Source organism: Lunatimonas salinarum, from assembly GCF_017811155.1.
Taxonomy (GTDB): domain Bacteria; phylum Bacteroidota; class Bacteroidia; order Cytophagales; family Cyclobacteriaceae; genus Lunatimonas; species Lunatimonas salinarum.
On sequence record NZ_JACVCV010000001.1, the window covers coordinates 108,144 to 124,526 of the forward strand.

A 16,383-nucleotide genomic window follows, 5' to 3' on the forward strand; every position below is an offset into this window, starting at 1 on the left:
TCTACAGGCTTCATTCAGGAAATATCTTACAAATTAGCTGATTTTTCCGGTTTATTCCTATCTTTTGCCAAATATTCAGTTAAAAATCCGGCTATGATTTCCGATGGCTTTCCTATGAAAGCAGCCCCAATCAACGCATCATTTGGCAGTAAAAAGCTAGTTGCTGAAGTTTCTGATTCGTTTTGGCCTTTGCGCATCCTTCTTCATGTCATAAGGAAGACCCCAGACCCTTCCCTTACTATCTCCGAAGTACATTTTTGACCTGCTAAACCTATCAGGGTTTCCGTCAGCCCAAAAATACAGAAACGGGTTGGTCCCATTTACCACTCTTCTGGCATAATTGTGATTATGAACGCTATTTTGGGTTACCTGCTTGACACGGTTCCATGTTTTACCATTATCCAGTGATTTCCAGATCACCAATTCGCCACCTGCACCCCATACCTGGGGACTATTTTCTGTCGGACCTACAACCGTCCATTCCTTACCTTCTATCCAAAGACTACCCGTATCGTAATTTTGATCGGACTCCGTGATCTTATGAATTTCCCAGCTATCTCCTGTCCAATGTATTACACTCCAAGATCTTGGCCCACTTTCCGGCCCAGGTTGATGGCCAGGCCCTGAAACAAACAAAGCCACTGGATTGCCGTTTTGATCGAAATTAACATCCTTGATGTACACGTTTATCCCTTTGCTGTAAAATTCAGCAGCCAAGGCTGGTGTACTAATATCAACAATCGGAATTTCCAATGGTTTACCGTCGACGGAACTCCAGGTTTCCCCAAAATCTGTGGTCTGCAAATAATAAATATTGGTACGCCTATCCACGTTCCCATCCGGATGCCAATTGAAAAAAAACACTATTTTCTCCCCTACCTGACCCGAAATTTGGTAATGACCGCTCAACTTGTCCTCAGCTCGCTTGATACCTGCCAATTTTTGGTCTTCAGTCCAGGTCACGCCATCCCTACTGGTTTCAAAATACAATTCCCTCATCCCAGTATATTTTGTAAACAGGTTCAAAAAACCAGTTCCCGGAATAAACTTAGGTTGCGGATAAGTCATTTCCTCTTCGGTGATCCGCTCAAACGAATCGATATGGTAAGGCTCGGTACTCCGGTATTTATAGCCCATTCTCTTTCGGCCCCGACCGCTGACAAACACCCATAGGTGTCCCTGGTCATCTATGGCCAAACTGGGGTTGTCGTGTGGATCATCCACTCCTTCCTTATCATGGACCACAACAGGACGAGAAACCTTCCCAGTACGATGGTCGTAACTCCCAATCATACAAAGGAGGTGCTTTTCGCCTTCAGATCGTGTTCCTCCATAAACAAAAAATGTCTTTTTGACTTCCGGGGAATAGATCGAGAGAGGAATGTGTTTGGCAGTATAGGTACCTAAACCACCTGAGTATTTATCGCCAAATTCTGAAAACTGGCCAAGCGTAAACCAGATCCCCTTGTAACCGGATTCCACCCTTGCTTTGGTACTGACATACTGCCCATAAGAGGTAACCGAGAGAGATACCAAAAGCCAAAAAAATACACATACCCGCTTGAGAAACTTATACATTTTTATCTGTTTGTAATATATTTTTTAGCGGACCGAATATGTCTCTGTTTTTCAGGACGCCTGTCACTATAGGCTAGGGAGATTTCACCTACCCACCTTATTAAGAAATCGACTTAAAATTACTCAAAAACACTTATTAAGCCCAATAAAAATTAGCTGTAAAAACCTTCCAGCTGGCTCTTCTGCTTCAATTTTTGAAAACTTTCTACACTGAAGGGCTTGATCCAGAAATCAATGATTTGTTCGTATTCCTCAGACTTGAGTTGTTCGGCTTGTTCTATGGAGGAAGTAATGATCACCACTGAAAAGCTGCTTTCAATATTCGACGCAATTAGCTGATCCAAAAACTCCCACCCCGACATGCCCGGCATATTGATATCTAAAAAGATAAGATATCGTTGGTCACCCTTACTATTTTGCTTCAAATAGCTAAGTGCCTTCTCCCCTTCACCGAAAGCCTGAATCTCCCCTATATACCCCGCTTTTTCCATCAGCTTCCGTTGCAACAGAATCACAATAGGATCGTCATCAATCAATAATATTTTCACAGTTTTGTCGGTTTTTTTAAGAAGAAAATCAACTGTTCATGCTACATGTATTTTTTTCAACGTTCGTGCCTGTAAGTATTTGACCAACATTTTTATATATTCAAAATACATTTTTTCAAATGTAAATCAACTTTCCAAATAAAAAAACGAACGTTGAATTTTTTTTAGCTAACATGTTAAAATTCTTTCTTATGTCAAATTTCTTATTTGATTGGCAATACAATTAACCGACCCCAACGATACCGAAAGAATTGTCCCTGCCATTTTAAGAAAACCAGCCGAAAATTTGGCTCAAACATTATCCATAAAAACGGCTTCATAATGGGGAGAATTAATCAATATTCCCCCACTGTGCTCGTAAAAGGAAGCATCGGTTGAGTACACACCTTGATGGGTTTTTACCCAAGAGCCATTGTTCATCGGATGATAGGTAAGCATCCTTTCCCAGCCTTTGTAGTACTGATGCCCGTTGGTTTCCTGAAGACCCAGATTCATCTCCGGAAAAGGCGCAAGCCTTGCGGCAACATTCTTATTCCAATCTACCAGAATTGGATTTACCGTCAAATCTGCACAAAAGCAAGGGATCCCCTTTTCGTAGGCTGCCTGGGCTATTTTCATTGTCATACTCAAGGTTTTGGCGATAGCCTTTACTGCTATCGCGGTATATCCCTGCTCGATTCTTGCCAATGCATCCTCTACCGTATGAGCACTCTCATCCGCAGCTACACGTACGCCCAAATCCCCGACATAAGTCGTGTTTTTTTCACCAAAGGGCTCTTCTATCACTGCTATCTGGTCGAAGGCCCCAATTTTTTTCGCATGATCCAAAAATCGCTCCAAGGTATCCTTGGTCTCGTATCGCTCATTGGCATCAAAATAATAGGGTATTTTGCCGTTGCTCGTATACGGTGTTTCCAAGTGGCCAAGCGCTTTATGAACTGCGGTCAGAAATTCCATATCCTTTTCCAGCATCTCCTTTTGAGTTCCCGCTGATCCGGTCTTCAATTTCATGATAAAATGCCCTCGATCAGCAGCAGCTTTGACGTCCTGTATACTGGCACCCACACTAAAAGAAGGAATACTTGCCACCTTGTCATGCTTATGCGAAAGTCCAGGCCGGTATGCGTCAGGTATCATCTCGTCAAAATTGCGCATGCCGTTTTCAGCGGCATAAAGCATCCACAGTGCATTATCCACTCCTACCAGGGCGTTTAGGGCAAACGTCTTCTTCAAATCCTCCATGCCTGTAATTTTCTGTCCATAGGCATATACCTCTGGTAAAAGCCAGTCTAGCACACTGACCGGATCGGTAAAGCTATTTCCTTTTAATATCTGTAGTGCCCGTTCCGTCATCGCGTACATTAACGCATTTCCGCCATTTACAGAATGGGAGAAAAATACCCGTTGGTCAGACCAAAGGGTTCCTTGAGTACCTACACCAATTTTATACAACCCGCTACCGGATTTAATATATGATAGTACTTGCCATGCCTCTGAAATAGCACTGCCTTTAAATCGATAGGGGGTTAGCAATTCCCGTTCAAAGTTGGAATTTACCTCAGCGATCTGAATATTTTTTAAGGGTTGCTTCATGGTTGTTTCAGGTGTAATTGAAAAAGCAGACATACCTGTAACACCAAGTGCCAGCGCTGCTCCGGATTTTCCAATAAATGTTCTTCTATTCATACATGTTAGGTTATTTCTTTTTAGGAAATCAGTTTACTGGAATAGCATTCAAGGTATACCAGGCCTCTCCTGACCAGAGGGTTCTCCCAGATTCACTTTTCAAATCGGGGTCTAGGGAAAAGTAAACGACTCTTCCGGGGATCAAATCGGGGACTTCAAGGTATGCTCGTCTCCGATCTGGAGATAGGTCTATCCTACTGGGCCTCAATGTTTGTAGGTCCATTTTTGGACCTCCATAGGATTCCGTTGGCAGATACCACCAATGCGCCAACTTAATTTGACCGATCTCAACCGGAGAATCCTTTAAAGGTTCTGTAAATTCAATTTCAAATCCTTCTGGCTTTGCCCTTATGGCGAGCATCTCAAAGGTCGGTTTTCCGTTGTAGGTTAGCTTTTCCAATCCAAACTGACGCTCCTTCCAGCTCCAGCCACCAACCATACCCACTTCCCCCACATACAGTGCTTCACCCGGACCCCATACGAGCCGGTTTACCCCCGCATGAAACCCTTGCGAAAATCGAAATACCGCACCCTGATAAGATCCGTTGATCTTTTCAAGAAAGTCGCGTTTAATTCCTCCGTGCGTGACATCTCCATGAATCATCTGACCCGCATACGGCCCGTGTTTCATCAAAATCGGCTCAGTCGGCGAATTTCCGATTTCCTTATCCGGCAACCAAATGGCAGGCGGCACCATCTCCGGTACGGTGGCCAAATCCGGAGACAATCCCCAAGCCATTCCATTGAAGGCTCCAGGCTGTACATGGATGAGTTTGTTTGCCGGTAACCACTGTCCCTGATTGTCTGCGACGAACAACTCTCCGTCGGGCCCAATACCAATCCCATTGGGAGTTCTAAGCCCATAGTCCAAGGTTTCGTACGTCCCATCTAAGGCAATTTTTAGGGTTTTACCCCTGTCTTTGGCCTGCTGTACGCCTGTTGCCAATCGCATGGCCATCGAAAGCGTAGCATAAAAGTACCCCTCTTTAAAGACCAACCCAAAAGCAAATTCATGAAAATCATCGGTAACTCCCCAACTGTTGCAAATGGGAAAGTATTCATCCATCACTCCATCCCCATCCAAATCCCTCAACCGGGTCAATTCATGCTTTTGTAACACATAAAGATCCCCGCCTACTACCTCCAAGCCCAATGGTTCAGCTAGTCCCTCAGCAATCCTCTTAATGGAATAATCGGCGGGACCCACATTTTCTGGCCAGGTTAGATGATACACTCCCCCAACGCTGTCCCACGTGGATACCAACAATCCGCCATCCGGTGCGATCGCCAAGCCTGCCACTCTTGGCTGAAAATCATCCCGATGCAGGGTGACGAGGTCAAAACTGGGATGAACCCCTTCTAGGGGAGCTCCAAAGCCTGGCTGAGTCACTGATTCCACGGGTGCTTTTGGGGCAACTACACGCACAGGAGCAGAAGCAGGCTTGGATTCCTTTGGCGCAAATGTCATGATGTAGTCCAACATGGGCTTGATGTCCGCATCTGAAAGCTGAGGATGCGGATTCATCGGTGTATCCCCCCAAACGCCGGATCCACCTTCTCTTATCTTCTGAGACAGATAGGGATATACGGATTTATCTCCTTCGTATTTATGGGCAATTTCTTCAAAGGATGGGCCCACCATGCGATTGTGTTCTTCGTGGCACGTAAAACAATCGCTGCCTTCCATACGAAGAATTCCCAAGTGATCGTACTGCGCTTTTAAAGGGGGCATTTCCACAAAAGGCAAAACCGGAAGCTCGGTACGTAGCGGGTGCCTACCATCTGCTGACAGCTCAAACGAATCAGCCCCCTCTGACAATGACAGCTTCATGCCAGGTTTTAGCCCCTGCACGGTAAATATTCGCTCAAATACAGGGGGCATTCCTTGCCCTGGAATAAACTCTGGCGTTTCGTCGATGCGAATTTGTACTCCTTCGGACGTGTTAAGCTCAAAGTGAAGCGTGATCTGTCCCTTGGCGAAGGTGTATCCCTTTTGGACGATGGAAAAATCAATAGGTTCGTTACTTGATGAATAAAGCTTCCATACCCGAGGCAGTTCGCCATCTTCAAAATAACTGTTTCCCCAACTGGTGGGTTGGATGTTTTTCTTATTCGTAAAGACAGTTCCCTCTAATCTAACCCCTCCTTTCCATACTTTATACAGCTCACTTTTTTCCAAATCATAAGCCACATAGCAGTCCGGATGCAGGGCAAGCGTCAGCATTCGGGGCTTTTTATCCAATACCGACCGAAACGCCCAAGGATCCATTGGTCTCTCATAGGACTCTCCCTCCGTTCCACAGGCAAGAAGAAAAAACGGCATTACCCATATGATCCAACGGCGAAAAAACCTAGGTTTCCACTGTGCGGTGTTTGATGTACAGCCGCTAGCGGCATGTTGATATTGACCAATAGACGACATACTGTTAAAAGGGGCCCTTTGCATTTATGGTGATGGCATCCATCCCTCCGGGCATATCTCCCCGAATTCTGATAATATCCAATGCCTTACCTGTTTCCTTATTGTACCAATCAGGTGTTAGATTTTCGGGATGGCTATCCGCTGTTTCAGCCATCCACCGAGATAAAGTTAACCGAAGAACCCGAAGAATTTCGGCATTTTCAGGATCAGCAGCTACATTGTGTAATTGGTCCCTGTCTGTGGACATATATAGCTCCTCATGGGGTCTGGGTGCGGAGAACACATCGGCTTGGGCGGCATTAAGTTTGCCGCTCGCCCTGAGTGATTTTAGATCTTCATACGAAACACTTGCATTGGAATCTGCCGGCCCGTTTTGACTATGTTGTGGACGAAGGTTTAAGATATAGGTGTATTCCTTCGTGCGAACCATTCGTTCCAATGCCTCGTGATCGTGCCAATTGTGCTCTGCAAAGACATAGTTTCTAAATTCGCTTTCCGGCAAAGCTAGAACCGGTAAAAAGCTTTTTCCTTGGAAGGTATCGCCAATTTCCAATCCTGCGATGTCCAAAATGGTGGGCGCAATATCAATCGAACTGATCAACGCTTCGGAACGCTTCCCTGCTTCCTGAATTCCTCCCGGCCATTTGATGATCATTGGTGACTTGATACCACTATCGTACATCCTGGTTTTACTCCTTGGGAAGGGACGTCCATTATCCGAAATGACAATTATGACCGTTTGATCCAACACACCCTGTCGCTTTAGTTCTTGCTCCACTTCGCCGATGGCATGGTCAAAACGAGTGATCTCGTCATAATACCGGGCCAAGTCAAGCTTTGTAGGTAGCGTGTCTGCCAAATAAACCGGCGGAACAACTTCTTCCGGATTGTGGGTTCCAGAAAAAGGGTTCGGTCCCCAGGGACGGTGGGCATCTAGTGCGGCAAACCACATAAAAAAGGGCTGATCAGCTGGGCGTTCGCGTAAGGTGGCTACCCACCGACCCTCTCCCCCATCGCCCATTTCAGTTCCTTTGTCATAAATTGCATCAAAGTCCTTTCTAATCCCATCACCCAAATGCCATTTTCCCGCTTGGGCCGTATAATAACCAGCACTATCTAAACGCCGCACAAAAGTGACAATTTGCTCAGGCAATGGTGTATGAAGTTCTGCCGCGCCGGTGTTGTGTGGATACCTACCGGAAATAATGCTCGCTCTACTGGGACTACAGGAACTTGTGGTTAGATAAAAGTGATCAAATACCAGCCCCTCCTTAGCTAACCGGTCTATCGTAGGGCTTTTAACCAATGGATGCCCATAGCAGCCCAGGTCATCCCAGCCTATATCATCCGCAATAATCAACACAAAATTCGGCCTATCCGCAACCGTTACAGGAATTGCAGGTGCACTGATGTTTTCCAACAGTAAAAATAGGACCGAAAAAAGGTAGCTACCCATTTTACTCACTAATTGGGTTGGGTTCAAAATCAGTTTCATTCACCCATCCTGCGCGTAATTTTTCGCCCTGACGAAACCTTTCATAAAAGTTAGCTGTGGCTGACTCGGCATAGGGGTATTCATCAAAAACATGGCCCTTTCCAAACATTCTTGGGTCGTTTTCCGCCCTCAATTGATCAAAAAGTTGCGCTTTCAACGTTTCCTTCAGGGATTGATATGCTGGGTTTTCTGCAAGATTGTTGACACATTGCGGATCAGAAGCGCGAAGATACAGCTCCTCCTGCGGCCGTTTGCCAAAAGATTGGTACCAATACTCTTTACTTTGATTGGCCCGCATACGCTCCAAGATGACCGTTTTAGTCGGACTTCCATCCGTATTCAGGTAGCCCGTTTCCGGATTTCCGGCCGGCCAACGGTCTGTTTCAAAGTTGTGCAAATACAGGTATTGCTCGGTCACAATGCCGCGCACCGGATAGCCCTGATCGCGGGGTCTACCCACATCATGGCGTTCCTGACCAATGATTACCCTGTCCCGGTCTGTCGAAACCAATCCTTCTTTCTCAGAAAAAAGGATATCTGTGAAACTCCTCCCAGTAATCGGCTCCATTCCGTCTGCGTGATCGACACCGGCCAGTTCCAATATCGTTGGTGCGATGTCTATAAAGCTGATAAAATCATCTACCACCCGACCAGGGTTCCTAATGCCTTTTGGCCACATGACCGCAAAAGGCATGTGATGCGACATTTCATAGGGATTCCCCTTTACTCTAGGAAAAGGCATCCCATTGTCAGAGGTGATGATAATGACCGTCCGATCCAGCTCTCCACGCTCTTCCAGTATAGCAATGATTTGTTCTAGGTGCTTGTCAAAATACTCTATCTCAAAAGCGTAATCCAGCATGTCATGCCGAACGGTATCGATATCCGGCCAAAAGGACGGCACCTGGTCCAAATCTGAGAGCTGCTTCCCCCCTTTTTCCACGCCCGACTGATAGGCGTAGGCCCGATGGGGCTCTGTGGATCCATACCAGAAAAAGAATGGCTTGCCTGGCTCTATTTCTTTTAGGAAATCCTCGAAATTGGCTGTATAATCATTCTTACTAATGAAAGCGGTTGGTGATTCCAATTTTCTACGTTGATACCCTTTACCCGTCAAAAGCCGGGGCACTCCATCCCGCATACCAGGATTGCCCGGAGCCCAACCTTTGCCGGTAAACCCTGTATGATACCCATGGTCACCGAGAGCCTCGATGAAGGAGCCGAACTTCTGGGGAAAAAACGGTACATGGTTGGCTGCTTCTTCCAGCTGCCAGGAATTTCTACCGGTAAGAATAGAGGACCTGGAAGGTGCGCACTTCGCATTCGGAGTGTAGGCCCTTGTAAATAAAATCCCTTCCCTTGCCACCCTGTCAAAAGCTGGAGTGACCACCCATTCAGTACCATAAGCCCCCATATGAGGGAAGGAAGCGTCATCTGCGATGGCAAATACAAAGTTAGGAGCCAATTCCGCCTCCTGCTCCGTCGTTCCAGAACAAGCAAGAAAAAAAGCCGCACCCAAGACGGCAAGAAGCAGGGAATAAGGATGGGGCTTATGCATACGTAGGTTACATTGGTTTTTTTAGCGAACTAAAGACTGGAGACGCAGCGAAAACCGGTATGCTCCAAGCCTGTATCAGGCGAGGATTTCATCTTGGCACTCACCCGATACCCTTCACAATAGGATACGTTGCAGAGAAAAGAGCCTCCTTTGACCACCCGCTTGGGCACGGTAGGTTCCATCGGGTCAAAGCTGCTCTTGGGACCTTGAGGATTAACCAATAAAGGATCCGAAATACTCCCATAGTAATCTTCGTGGTACCAATCGGCCGTCCATTCCCAAACATTACCTGCCATATCATATAGTCCGTACGGATTTGGTTCAAAAGACTTCACAGGCGCCAAACCCAAAAAACCGTCGGCTCCGGTATCCTTTAATGGAAATTCACCCTGCCAGATATTTGCCCTGAACCCATTGCTTTCCACAGGAGCAGCCCCCCATGGAAAGGACTCCTTTGACAGTCCACCTCTTGCGGCAAATTCCCATTCGGCTTCCGTGGGGAGCCGTTTTCCAGCCCATTCGGCGTAAGCCACTGCATCGTCCCATGCGATATGTACCACTGGATAGTCTTCTTTTCCAACAATGGTACTCCCTGGCCCTTGAGGGTGTCGCCAATTGGCCCCTTCTGTCCATGACCACCATTGGGCTGCATTGTTCATGGATACTCGCTGACTAGGTGGGTTGAAAGTCAATGAAGCAGCCACTAGGACTTCCTCAGGTGGTTTTGGTGTACCCGGAGGTAATTGCTTTTTAATTTCTTCCCAATCTGGCTTTTTCTCCGCAACTGTCACGTAGCCGGTGGCTTCCACGAATTCAGCAAATTGCCGGTTCGTGACCTCGGTTAAGTCCATCCAAAAACCATCTACTTTAACCTTATGCGCAGGCAGTTCGTCCTTCCTGCCTCGTCCGTCATGAGCACCCATTAGGTATTCTCCCCCTTCTATCCATATCATACCCTCGTGACTTACGTCCCCGGGGGAGTCTGGGGCACTAGCTGCGGAAGCAGTATTGGGGACAGAAAATCTGCCCGGTATATTATCGTGGCAGGAGGTTAAATCCTCCCCAATTACTTGATTAGATTCATTTTTCTCGCTTCCACAGGCTACCCATATCCAACAGATAAAGCAGCAAAGGAAACCACGGTTGACATTCATTCGCATGGAATAGTATTTCAGTTTTTGTTTCGAATTTAAATAACTCATCTCAATTAGTCTATGGAATCCCTGTTTTTTTGAATAATGAAATCGGAGAAAGAAGTTGGAGTAAGGTTCATTGAGGTTGTTATCTGCCTATACCATCTTTCTATACATCGTTATAGAAACGAAGAAAGACCAGCTTCATTGGTCTTCCAAATTGATACAAGCATACCTTTAAATATATATTCATAATTGTCAACATCATATGAAATTACTAGGAATAGTCTATTTAATTAATAATAAAAATCTATAAATACCAAATAATCAGAAAAGCCTATTCCAGCTGGATCGCACTTTTTGTTTGCTACTATTGTAAATCCTCCGTCACCGCTACCGCTATTTTCGAATCGGCCGTGCCATAGTAGAGATACCAGCGACCCTGATAGGGTACCATGCCCTCGATAAAACACACCCTGTTGATCTGACCATTGATTTCATAGTCTTCCTCAGGGGTGAGAAAATACGCTTCGCTACGGTCTATCACCTTATCAGGTGCTGTCAAATCAAACAAGGCCTGCCCTGCCGAATAGGTGCCTGGGGATAGATTTGGATCGCCACCCTCGTCTAGATTCATCCCGTTGTACAGAAGTAAAATACCGGCATCACGAATCAATGCATAGGGACCAGGTTCCACCAAACGACTGTCAAAATAGCCTGGACGGGGTTTTAAAACGGACTTCAGCTCCCCATCTTCTAATAAAGGCTCCCAATTGACCAAATCCAGCGATTTGGCCAGAAAGAGATCCGTATCCCCAAAGTACATCCAGTAATACCCATTGATTTTTTCGGCAATGATCTCTTCCCCCACCTGTCTAGCCACAATCGCACCGGACTTACTCCAGGTATCGGCAAAATCACCGATAAGTACACGCCCATATTTGTCCCACTTATGCAGGTCAGCAGACATGGCCAACATCAATCTCGCCGTCGTTCCATCATAGGAGGTGTACGTCATGAAATATTGACCGTCCGGCCCCTTTACGATACGAGGATCTTCCACACCCCCGTCCCACTCCAACTGTTTTAAACTATCATTTTCGGGATAAAATACCGGCTCGGGAAATTTCTCAAATCGTAAACCGTCACCGCTCGTTGCCAGACCGATACGGGAAGTCCCATTGTTTGACCCAATCAAATCCTCTGCACGAAACAGCAAAATTACCTTACCGTCCATCACTACCGCTGCCGGATTGAAAACGTCCTTCTCTTCCCACGCTACTTCCTCATCCAAAACCGGACAGACGAAAGTCAGCTTACCCGGTAATAATATGGGGTTGAGACTGTCAATTTTGACAAACGGTCCAAGTTGCCATTCACCTGGATCAATATGGGATTCTACTTGCTTTGACCCGGAACAACCGATAACGGCTACCGCAATAAAGAAGACCAAAGGTGGGTAATGGGCCCTAGAGAATCTAAAATAGGCGGAGAGATTGCGGTATATCATAGGAAACAAGGCTTGTAAGCAAAGGCTAATCTTCCAAAATTACCATTTCCACCCTTCTATTCAAAGTGCGACCTTCCTCACTTTGATTGTCGGCAAGGGGCTTGCTACCTCCATAACCGGCCACACGGATCCGGTCAAAGGCGATCCCATTTGCAACAAGTTGATCTCTGATACTACTAGCCCTATCCAAAGACAGCTTTTTGTTGAGTTCCACATTGCCAAAGCTATCCGTATGCCCCTCCAGGGAAATCTTCAACGTCGGATTTTGCGTAAGAAAGATCGTAATCACTTCTACCGCTTCGGCTGACTCGGAATCCAAAAAACGTACTCCGCCACGTTGAAACTGAATATTATCCAGAATCAGCCGATTTCCTGTTTGCGCAGGAATCAAATTTGGCATATCCCATTCACTTCCTGTGTTCTTCAGTTTTCCGGGCAAGTAGCCCTCTACCAATAGAACGGCCTGGCTAAGGTCCCCTTGGAATTGCGAGGACGGACTATCGATACCAAGATTTGCTATTCGACCACCACCCATAACAAGCAATTGGAAATTTGGGTAGACCTGGCCTATTCGCTGCTTCAAAGATACCCCGTCGGGCAAGTTTTTGGGCATGACATCCCTTTGCTCCTTATTTATGGGCTCTTCTTCATTTGCTACCACCATCGTATCCTTCTCAAAAAGCTGTTGTTGGACGGGCTGTGAACCCACTTCTGTAGCCTGCCCGATCGCCAACAAGAGATTGGCCTCCAATTGTTCGTCAATTAAAGCCTGTAGCCCATCGCCGATTTGAAAAATGTCGCCGTATCCCTCACTACTGCTGGTACTGGTCAGGTAAGACGTACCATTCCCAGAATCGGTAAAATAGGAAAGGGTAACCCCGAAGGTTTGCAGCTGAGCTACCGGCGAGGGATCGGTCCATCTCACAAATGAGTCGTCTAGGCGAATGGAAAAATAAATCTTTTGAAGGCTTTTTTCACCGTGCCCGTTAGATGAAAAATACAGCACACGCTGATCGGCACTCAAAAACGGTGTAAGCTCCTGATAAGCCGTATTGACCTCTGGACCCAAGTGCAGAAGCCGAGACCATGCTCCTGATTTGGTTTTTCGGGTGATGTACAAGTCTTCGTTTCCATAGGAATCAAAGGACTCCATGGACAGCACGAGGGTACTTCCGTCCGTACTTAAGCGTCCTGTTACTTGCTGTCCGGTAGGTCTGAAACCCGGAATTTCCACCCTTTTGGAGTCTCCCCAGCTACCATCTACCCACCGGTACAGGTAAATGCCTGGGGAATAGCGGTGTATACCGTGATAAACGTAAAGTTCATCTGATTGTGAAAACCCAAGCACTGCATCCATCCCATCCAAGGATAATTCCTGGTTACGACTGGCCACTTGGTATTCCCCAGAAGCACGCATTTTGCTTACCCAAATATCCCCTAAGTTTGCAGAACCCGGCGTATTTTCCGGGTGAAATGCCCGGGTAAAATACAAATCACCGGACGGAGAAAGAACAGGGTGAATTTCGTCGTAGGGTGAGTTGGCGCCGGTTATTGGAGTCATTTTTTGCGCCAGGATATTGGTGAAGACAAAAAAAGCAAAGACTATCGCTAGTTTTGCTTTTTTTAAATGCTGTATTCTGGATAAACTCATTTACTTTCCTAAAATTATCGCAAAAATCAAAGGGGCCACAATGGTGGCATCTGATTCGATGATATATTTGGGTGTATCCAATCCTAGTTTTCCCCAGGTAATCTTTTCATTGGGTACGGCACCTGAGTAGGAACCATAGGAAGTGGTAGAATCCGAAATCTGGCAGAAATATCCCCAAAGAGGCACATTATCCCGCTGAAGATCCTGATGCAGCATGGGCACCACGCAGATGGGGAAATCTCCCGCTATACCTCCTCCAATCTGAAAGAAGCCAACCGTGCTATCCTCTTGCGCATTTTCCGTATACCATTCTGCCAGAAACATCATGTATTCAATACCACTCCGAACGGTATGCACATGATGGATATCCTTGGAGATACAGTGGCCCGCATACATGTTTCCCAAGGTGGAATCCTCCCATCCGGGTACAATGATAGGCAGGTTCTTTTTAGCCGCTTCCAGTAGCCAGCTGTTTTTTGGATCAATCTGGAAAGAAGCATCGAGTTTTCCTGAAAGAAGGATCTTATAAAAAAATTCATGCGGAAAATAGCGTTCTCCGGCCTTATCCGCCTTTTGCCATTCCTCTAAAATTACATGCTCAATGCGTCGCATGGCCTCCATCTCTGGAATACAAGTATCGGTCACCCGGTTCATGTGGCGTTCGAGAAGCGCTTGCTCTTGTTCCGGAGACAAATCCCGGTATCCTGGAATTCGTTCGTAATAATCATGCGCTACAAGATTAAACACGTCTTCTTCCAAATTGGCACCCGTACAAGTGATAATCTGCACCTTGTCCTCGCGGATCATTTCTGCCAAAGAAATGCCAAGCTCTGCGGTAGACATGGCACCGGCTAGGGTGATCATCATTTTTCCGTTTCCGTCTAGGTGAGCGCGGTATCCTTCTGCCGCGTCAATGAGCGCCGCCGCATTAAAATGTCTGTAATGGTGCTTTAAAAACGTTGTAATCTCCATGGTCTCTTTAGTTGTTTCAATTGTTGTCACAAAAATACTCAGGCAGGCACTAACAAAAAAGCCCGGCGTTCCCGGGCTCTTTCCTAGTAACAAGGCAATTAATTAGCTTCCGGCTCCGCAGGCGCTGCCTCGGTGGCAGCTGGGGCAGGAGTGGCAGTAGCTGCGTCAGATTTGCTTTTGAAGTCGTCGTTTATTCCTTTGATTACCGATTCGGTCACATCCAATGCTTTATCCGCGTACCAGACACCCCCTCCACGCGTATAAGAAAGGATCATCTCCAAATCATTCTCCTTGGCGTATTTTGCCAAATACTCCTGTATCATGTCGTACACCTCATTGTAAAGACGTGTTTCGTCTGCAGACAGTTCCTGCATCAAGTTATCCCTAAAAGTAACCAAGTTTCTTTCTTTGGTTACCAACTCCTCTTCCTTCGCCCTCGCTTGGTTAATGGTCATTGTATTGGCAGATTGCTGAAAGTTGGTTACCTCACGCTCAAACCCTCTCGCCCTGGATGCCAGTTCCTCCTCAAATTTTTTGCCCTTATCGGAAATCTCCTTGGACTTGTTTATAAAAAAATCAAATTTATTGATCACACTGTCCGTATGAACGTAGGCGACGTTCAAATCCGTCATATTTATTTCTCCTGTTGACCCTTCTCCGGAGTCGCCGGAAGGAGCACTTGAATTGCAGCCTCCCATTAAAAGGCCTGCAAGGGATAGGATCCCTACTGCGTTGATGATTCTTTTCACTTGTTTTTACTTTTTTACGATTCGGGGCAAATATAAACAATCTTGGCTATCTACAAATTTAAAATTCGGGATAAACTGTTAAAATGCTTCCAAGCTTGTCTTGAAACCGACCTTTAAACCAAAAAAAAAGGATTCATTCTATTACCGTTAGTATCACTAGAAAAAAATTTCCTGCGCCAAGCGAAAGGTGTTTGCATGCGCTTCTACGATATCCCGAATACGTTCTGAATAACCTCCACCCATGCAGCACATAATGGGGATATGGTTTGTTTTTGCCAGTTGCAGTACCATCCGGTCTCTTTCCATACAGCCCTGCAATGAAAGGCCCAATCGGCCCAATTTATCCGTCTTCAGCACGTCTACACCACTCTGATAGATCATAAATTCAGGCTGAAAACTATCTATTAACGGCAACATATACTTCCTTAGCCTTTTGAGGTATTGGGCATCTTCTATACCATCCGGCAAACCAACATCCAAGTCTGAGACTTCTTTGTGCATCGGGTAATTGGATTCGCCATGCATGCTAAATGTAAACACCTCCTTCACATCCGTGAAGATTTCGGCGGTACCGTTTCCCTGATGCACATCTAAATCTACGATCAAAACCCTCGAAACCGACTTTGATTGCAGCAGGTAGTTGGCTGTAATGGCTATATCGTTTAACAAGCAAAAGCCCTCTCCCCTGTCCGAAAATGCGTGATGGGTGCCCCCGGCGACGTTCATTGCGATCCCATGTTCCAATGCATAGACTGCAGCTTGCACAGAACCATCCATGATATGAATTTCGCGATCCACGAGGGCTTTGCTCATTGGAAATCCGGTCCTACGTATCTCTGCCTTGGAAAGCTCAAGGGCAAAAAGTCGCTCTACGTAGTCACTACGATGGGAAGCCAATACCCACTCCATGCCCAATCTTCCCGGTTGAAAAAAATTCGAGGAAGTGACCGTACCCTCGTAAACAAGCTGCTCTGGAAGCAACTCATATTTTTCCATCGGGAAGCGGTGTCCTTTCGGTAAGGGATGCGCATAACAATCTGACCAAGCTATTTTCAACATGAGGATACCTTTTGACAAACAA

The 16,383-nt window shown here is 46.2% G+C and carries 12 protein-coding genes; all 12 read right to left on the bottom strand.

Going from position 1 to position 16,383, the window contains the following annotated elements; all coding sequences use genetic code 11:
- Positions 1-156 precede the first annotated feature (156 nt).
- Positions 157-1,578 carry a BNR-4 repeat-containing protein gene (locus tag IAQ59_RS00465; RefSeq protein ID WP_209328801.1) on the bottom strand — a complete coding sequence of 474 codons (1,422 nt, stop codon included), beginning with the start codon at positions 1,576-1,578 and terminating at the stop codon, positions 157-159.
- Positions 1,579-1,730: 152 nt separating this feature from the next.
- Entirely contained in the window at positions 1,731-2,126 is a 396-nt protein-coding gene (locus IAQ59_RS00470; RefSeq protein WP_209328802.1) for a response regulator, read from the bottom strand.
- Positions 2,127-2,417: 291 nt separating this feature from the next.
- Positions 2,418-3,812, bottom strand: a complete 1,395-nt coding sequence (locus IAQ59_RS00475) for an enolase C-terminal domain-like protein (protein WP_209328803.1) — start codon at positions 3,810-3,812, stop codon at positions 2,418-2,420.
- A 28-nt stretch (positions 3,813-3,840) separates the two neighbouring features.
- Positions 3,841-6,135, bottom strand: coding sequence for a c-type cytochrome (locus IAQ59_RS00480; protein ID WP_209328804.1), 2,295 nt, complete (start codon positions 6,133-6,135; stop codon positions 3,841-3,843).
- A gap of 103 nt (positions 6,136-6,238) precedes the next feature.
- Positions 6,239-7,690: a sulfatase family protein gene (locus tag IAQ59_RS00485; RefSeq protein WP_209328805.1), complete on the bottom strand. Its 1,452-nt coding sequence runs from the start codon at positions 7,688-7,690 to the stop codon at positions 6,239-6,241.
- A gap of 1 nt (position 7,691) precedes the next feature.
- Positions 7,692-9,287, bottom strand: a complete 1,596-nt coding sequence (locus IAQ59_RS00490; protein WP_209328806.1) for a sulfatase family protein — start codon at positions 9,285-9,287, stop codon at positions 7,692-7,694.
- A gap of 29 nt (positions 9,288-9,316) precedes the next feature.
- Positions 9,317-10,447 carry a formylglycine-generating enzyme family protein gene (locus IAQ59_RS00495; protein WP_209328807.1) on the bottom strand — a complete coding sequence of 377 codons (1,131 nt, stop codon included), beginning with the start codon at positions 10,445-10,447 and terminating at the stop codon, positions 9,317-9,319.
- A gap of 343 nt (positions 10,448-10,790) precedes the next feature.
- Positions 10,791-11,930 (bottom strand): glycoside hydrolase family 130 protein, encoded by a 1,140-nt coding sequence (locus IAQ59_RS00500; RefSeq protein WP_209328808.1) that lies wholly within the window; start codon positions 11,928-11,930, stop codon positions 10,791-10,793.
- A 25-nt stretch (positions 11,931-11,955) separates the two neighbouring features.
- A complete protein-coding gene (locus IAQ59_RS00505; RefSeq protein WP_209328809.1) occupies positions 11,956-13,581 on the bottom strand; it encodes an OmpA family protein in 1,626 nt (541 codons plus the stop codon).
- Positions 13,582-14,553 carry a deoxyhypusine synthase family protein gene (locus IAQ59_RS00510; protein WP_209328810.1) on the bottom strand — a complete coding sequence of 324 codons (972 nt, stop codon included), beginning with the start codon at positions 14,551-14,553 and terminating at the stop codon, positions 13,582-13,584.
- Between the two features lie 98 nt (positions 14,554-14,651).
- Positions 14,652-15,302, bottom strand: coding sequence for an OmpH/Skp family outer membrane protein (locus tag IAQ59_RS00515; RefSeq protein WP_342450668.1), 651 nt, complete (start codon positions 15,300-15,302; stop codon positions 14,652-14,654).
- A gap of 156 nt (positions 15,303-15,458) precedes the next feature.
- Entirely contained in the window at positions 15,459-16,361 is a 903-nt protein-coding gene (locus IAQ59_RS00520) for a histone deacetylase family protein (protein WP_209328811.1), read from the bottom strand.
- Between the last annotated feature and the right edge of the window lie 22 nt (positions 16,362-16,383).

Coding starts and splice junctions, on each gene's coding strand:
- IAQ59_RS00500 (WP_209328808.1), bottom strand. CDS start 11,930: ATGATATACCGCAATCTCTCCGCCTATTTTAGATTCTCTAGGGCCCAT.
- IAQ59_RS00490 (WP_209328806.1), bottom strand. CDS start 9,287: ATGCATAAGCCCCATCCTTATTCCCTGCTTCTTGCCGTCTTGGGTGCG.
- IAQ59_RS00475 (WP_209328803.1), bottom strand. CDS start 3,812: ATGAATAGAAGAACATTTATTGGAAAATCCGGAGCAGCGCTGGCACTT.
- IAQ59_RS00505 (WP_209328809.1), bottom strand. CDS start 13,581: ATGAGTTTATCCAGAATACAGCATTTAAAAAAAGCAAAACTAGCGATA.
- IAQ59_RS00465 (WP_209328801.1), bottom strand. CDS start 1,578: ATGTATAAGTTTCTCAAGCGGGTATGTGTATTTTTTTGGCTTTTGGTA.
- IAQ59_RS00480 (WP_209328804.1), bottom strand. CDS start 6,135: ATGCCGTTTTTTCTTCTTGCCTGTGGAACGGAGGGAGAGTCCTATGAG.
- IAQ59_RS00510 (WP_209328810.1), bottom strand. CDS start 14,553: ATGGAGATTACAACGTTTTTAAAGCACCATTACAGACATTTTAATGCG.
- IAQ59_RS00495 (WP_209328807.1), bottom strand. CDS start 10,447: ATGCGAATGAATGTCAACCGTGGTTTCCTTTGCTGCTTTATCTGTTGG.
- IAQ59_RS00520 (WP_209328811.1), bottom strand. CDS start 16,361: ATGTTGAAAATAGCTTGGTCAGATTGTTATGCGCATCCCTTACCGAAA.
- IAQ59_RS00485 (WP_209328805.1), bottom strand. CDS start 7,690: ATGGGTAGCTACCTTTTTTCGGTCCTATTTTTACTGTTGGAAAACATC.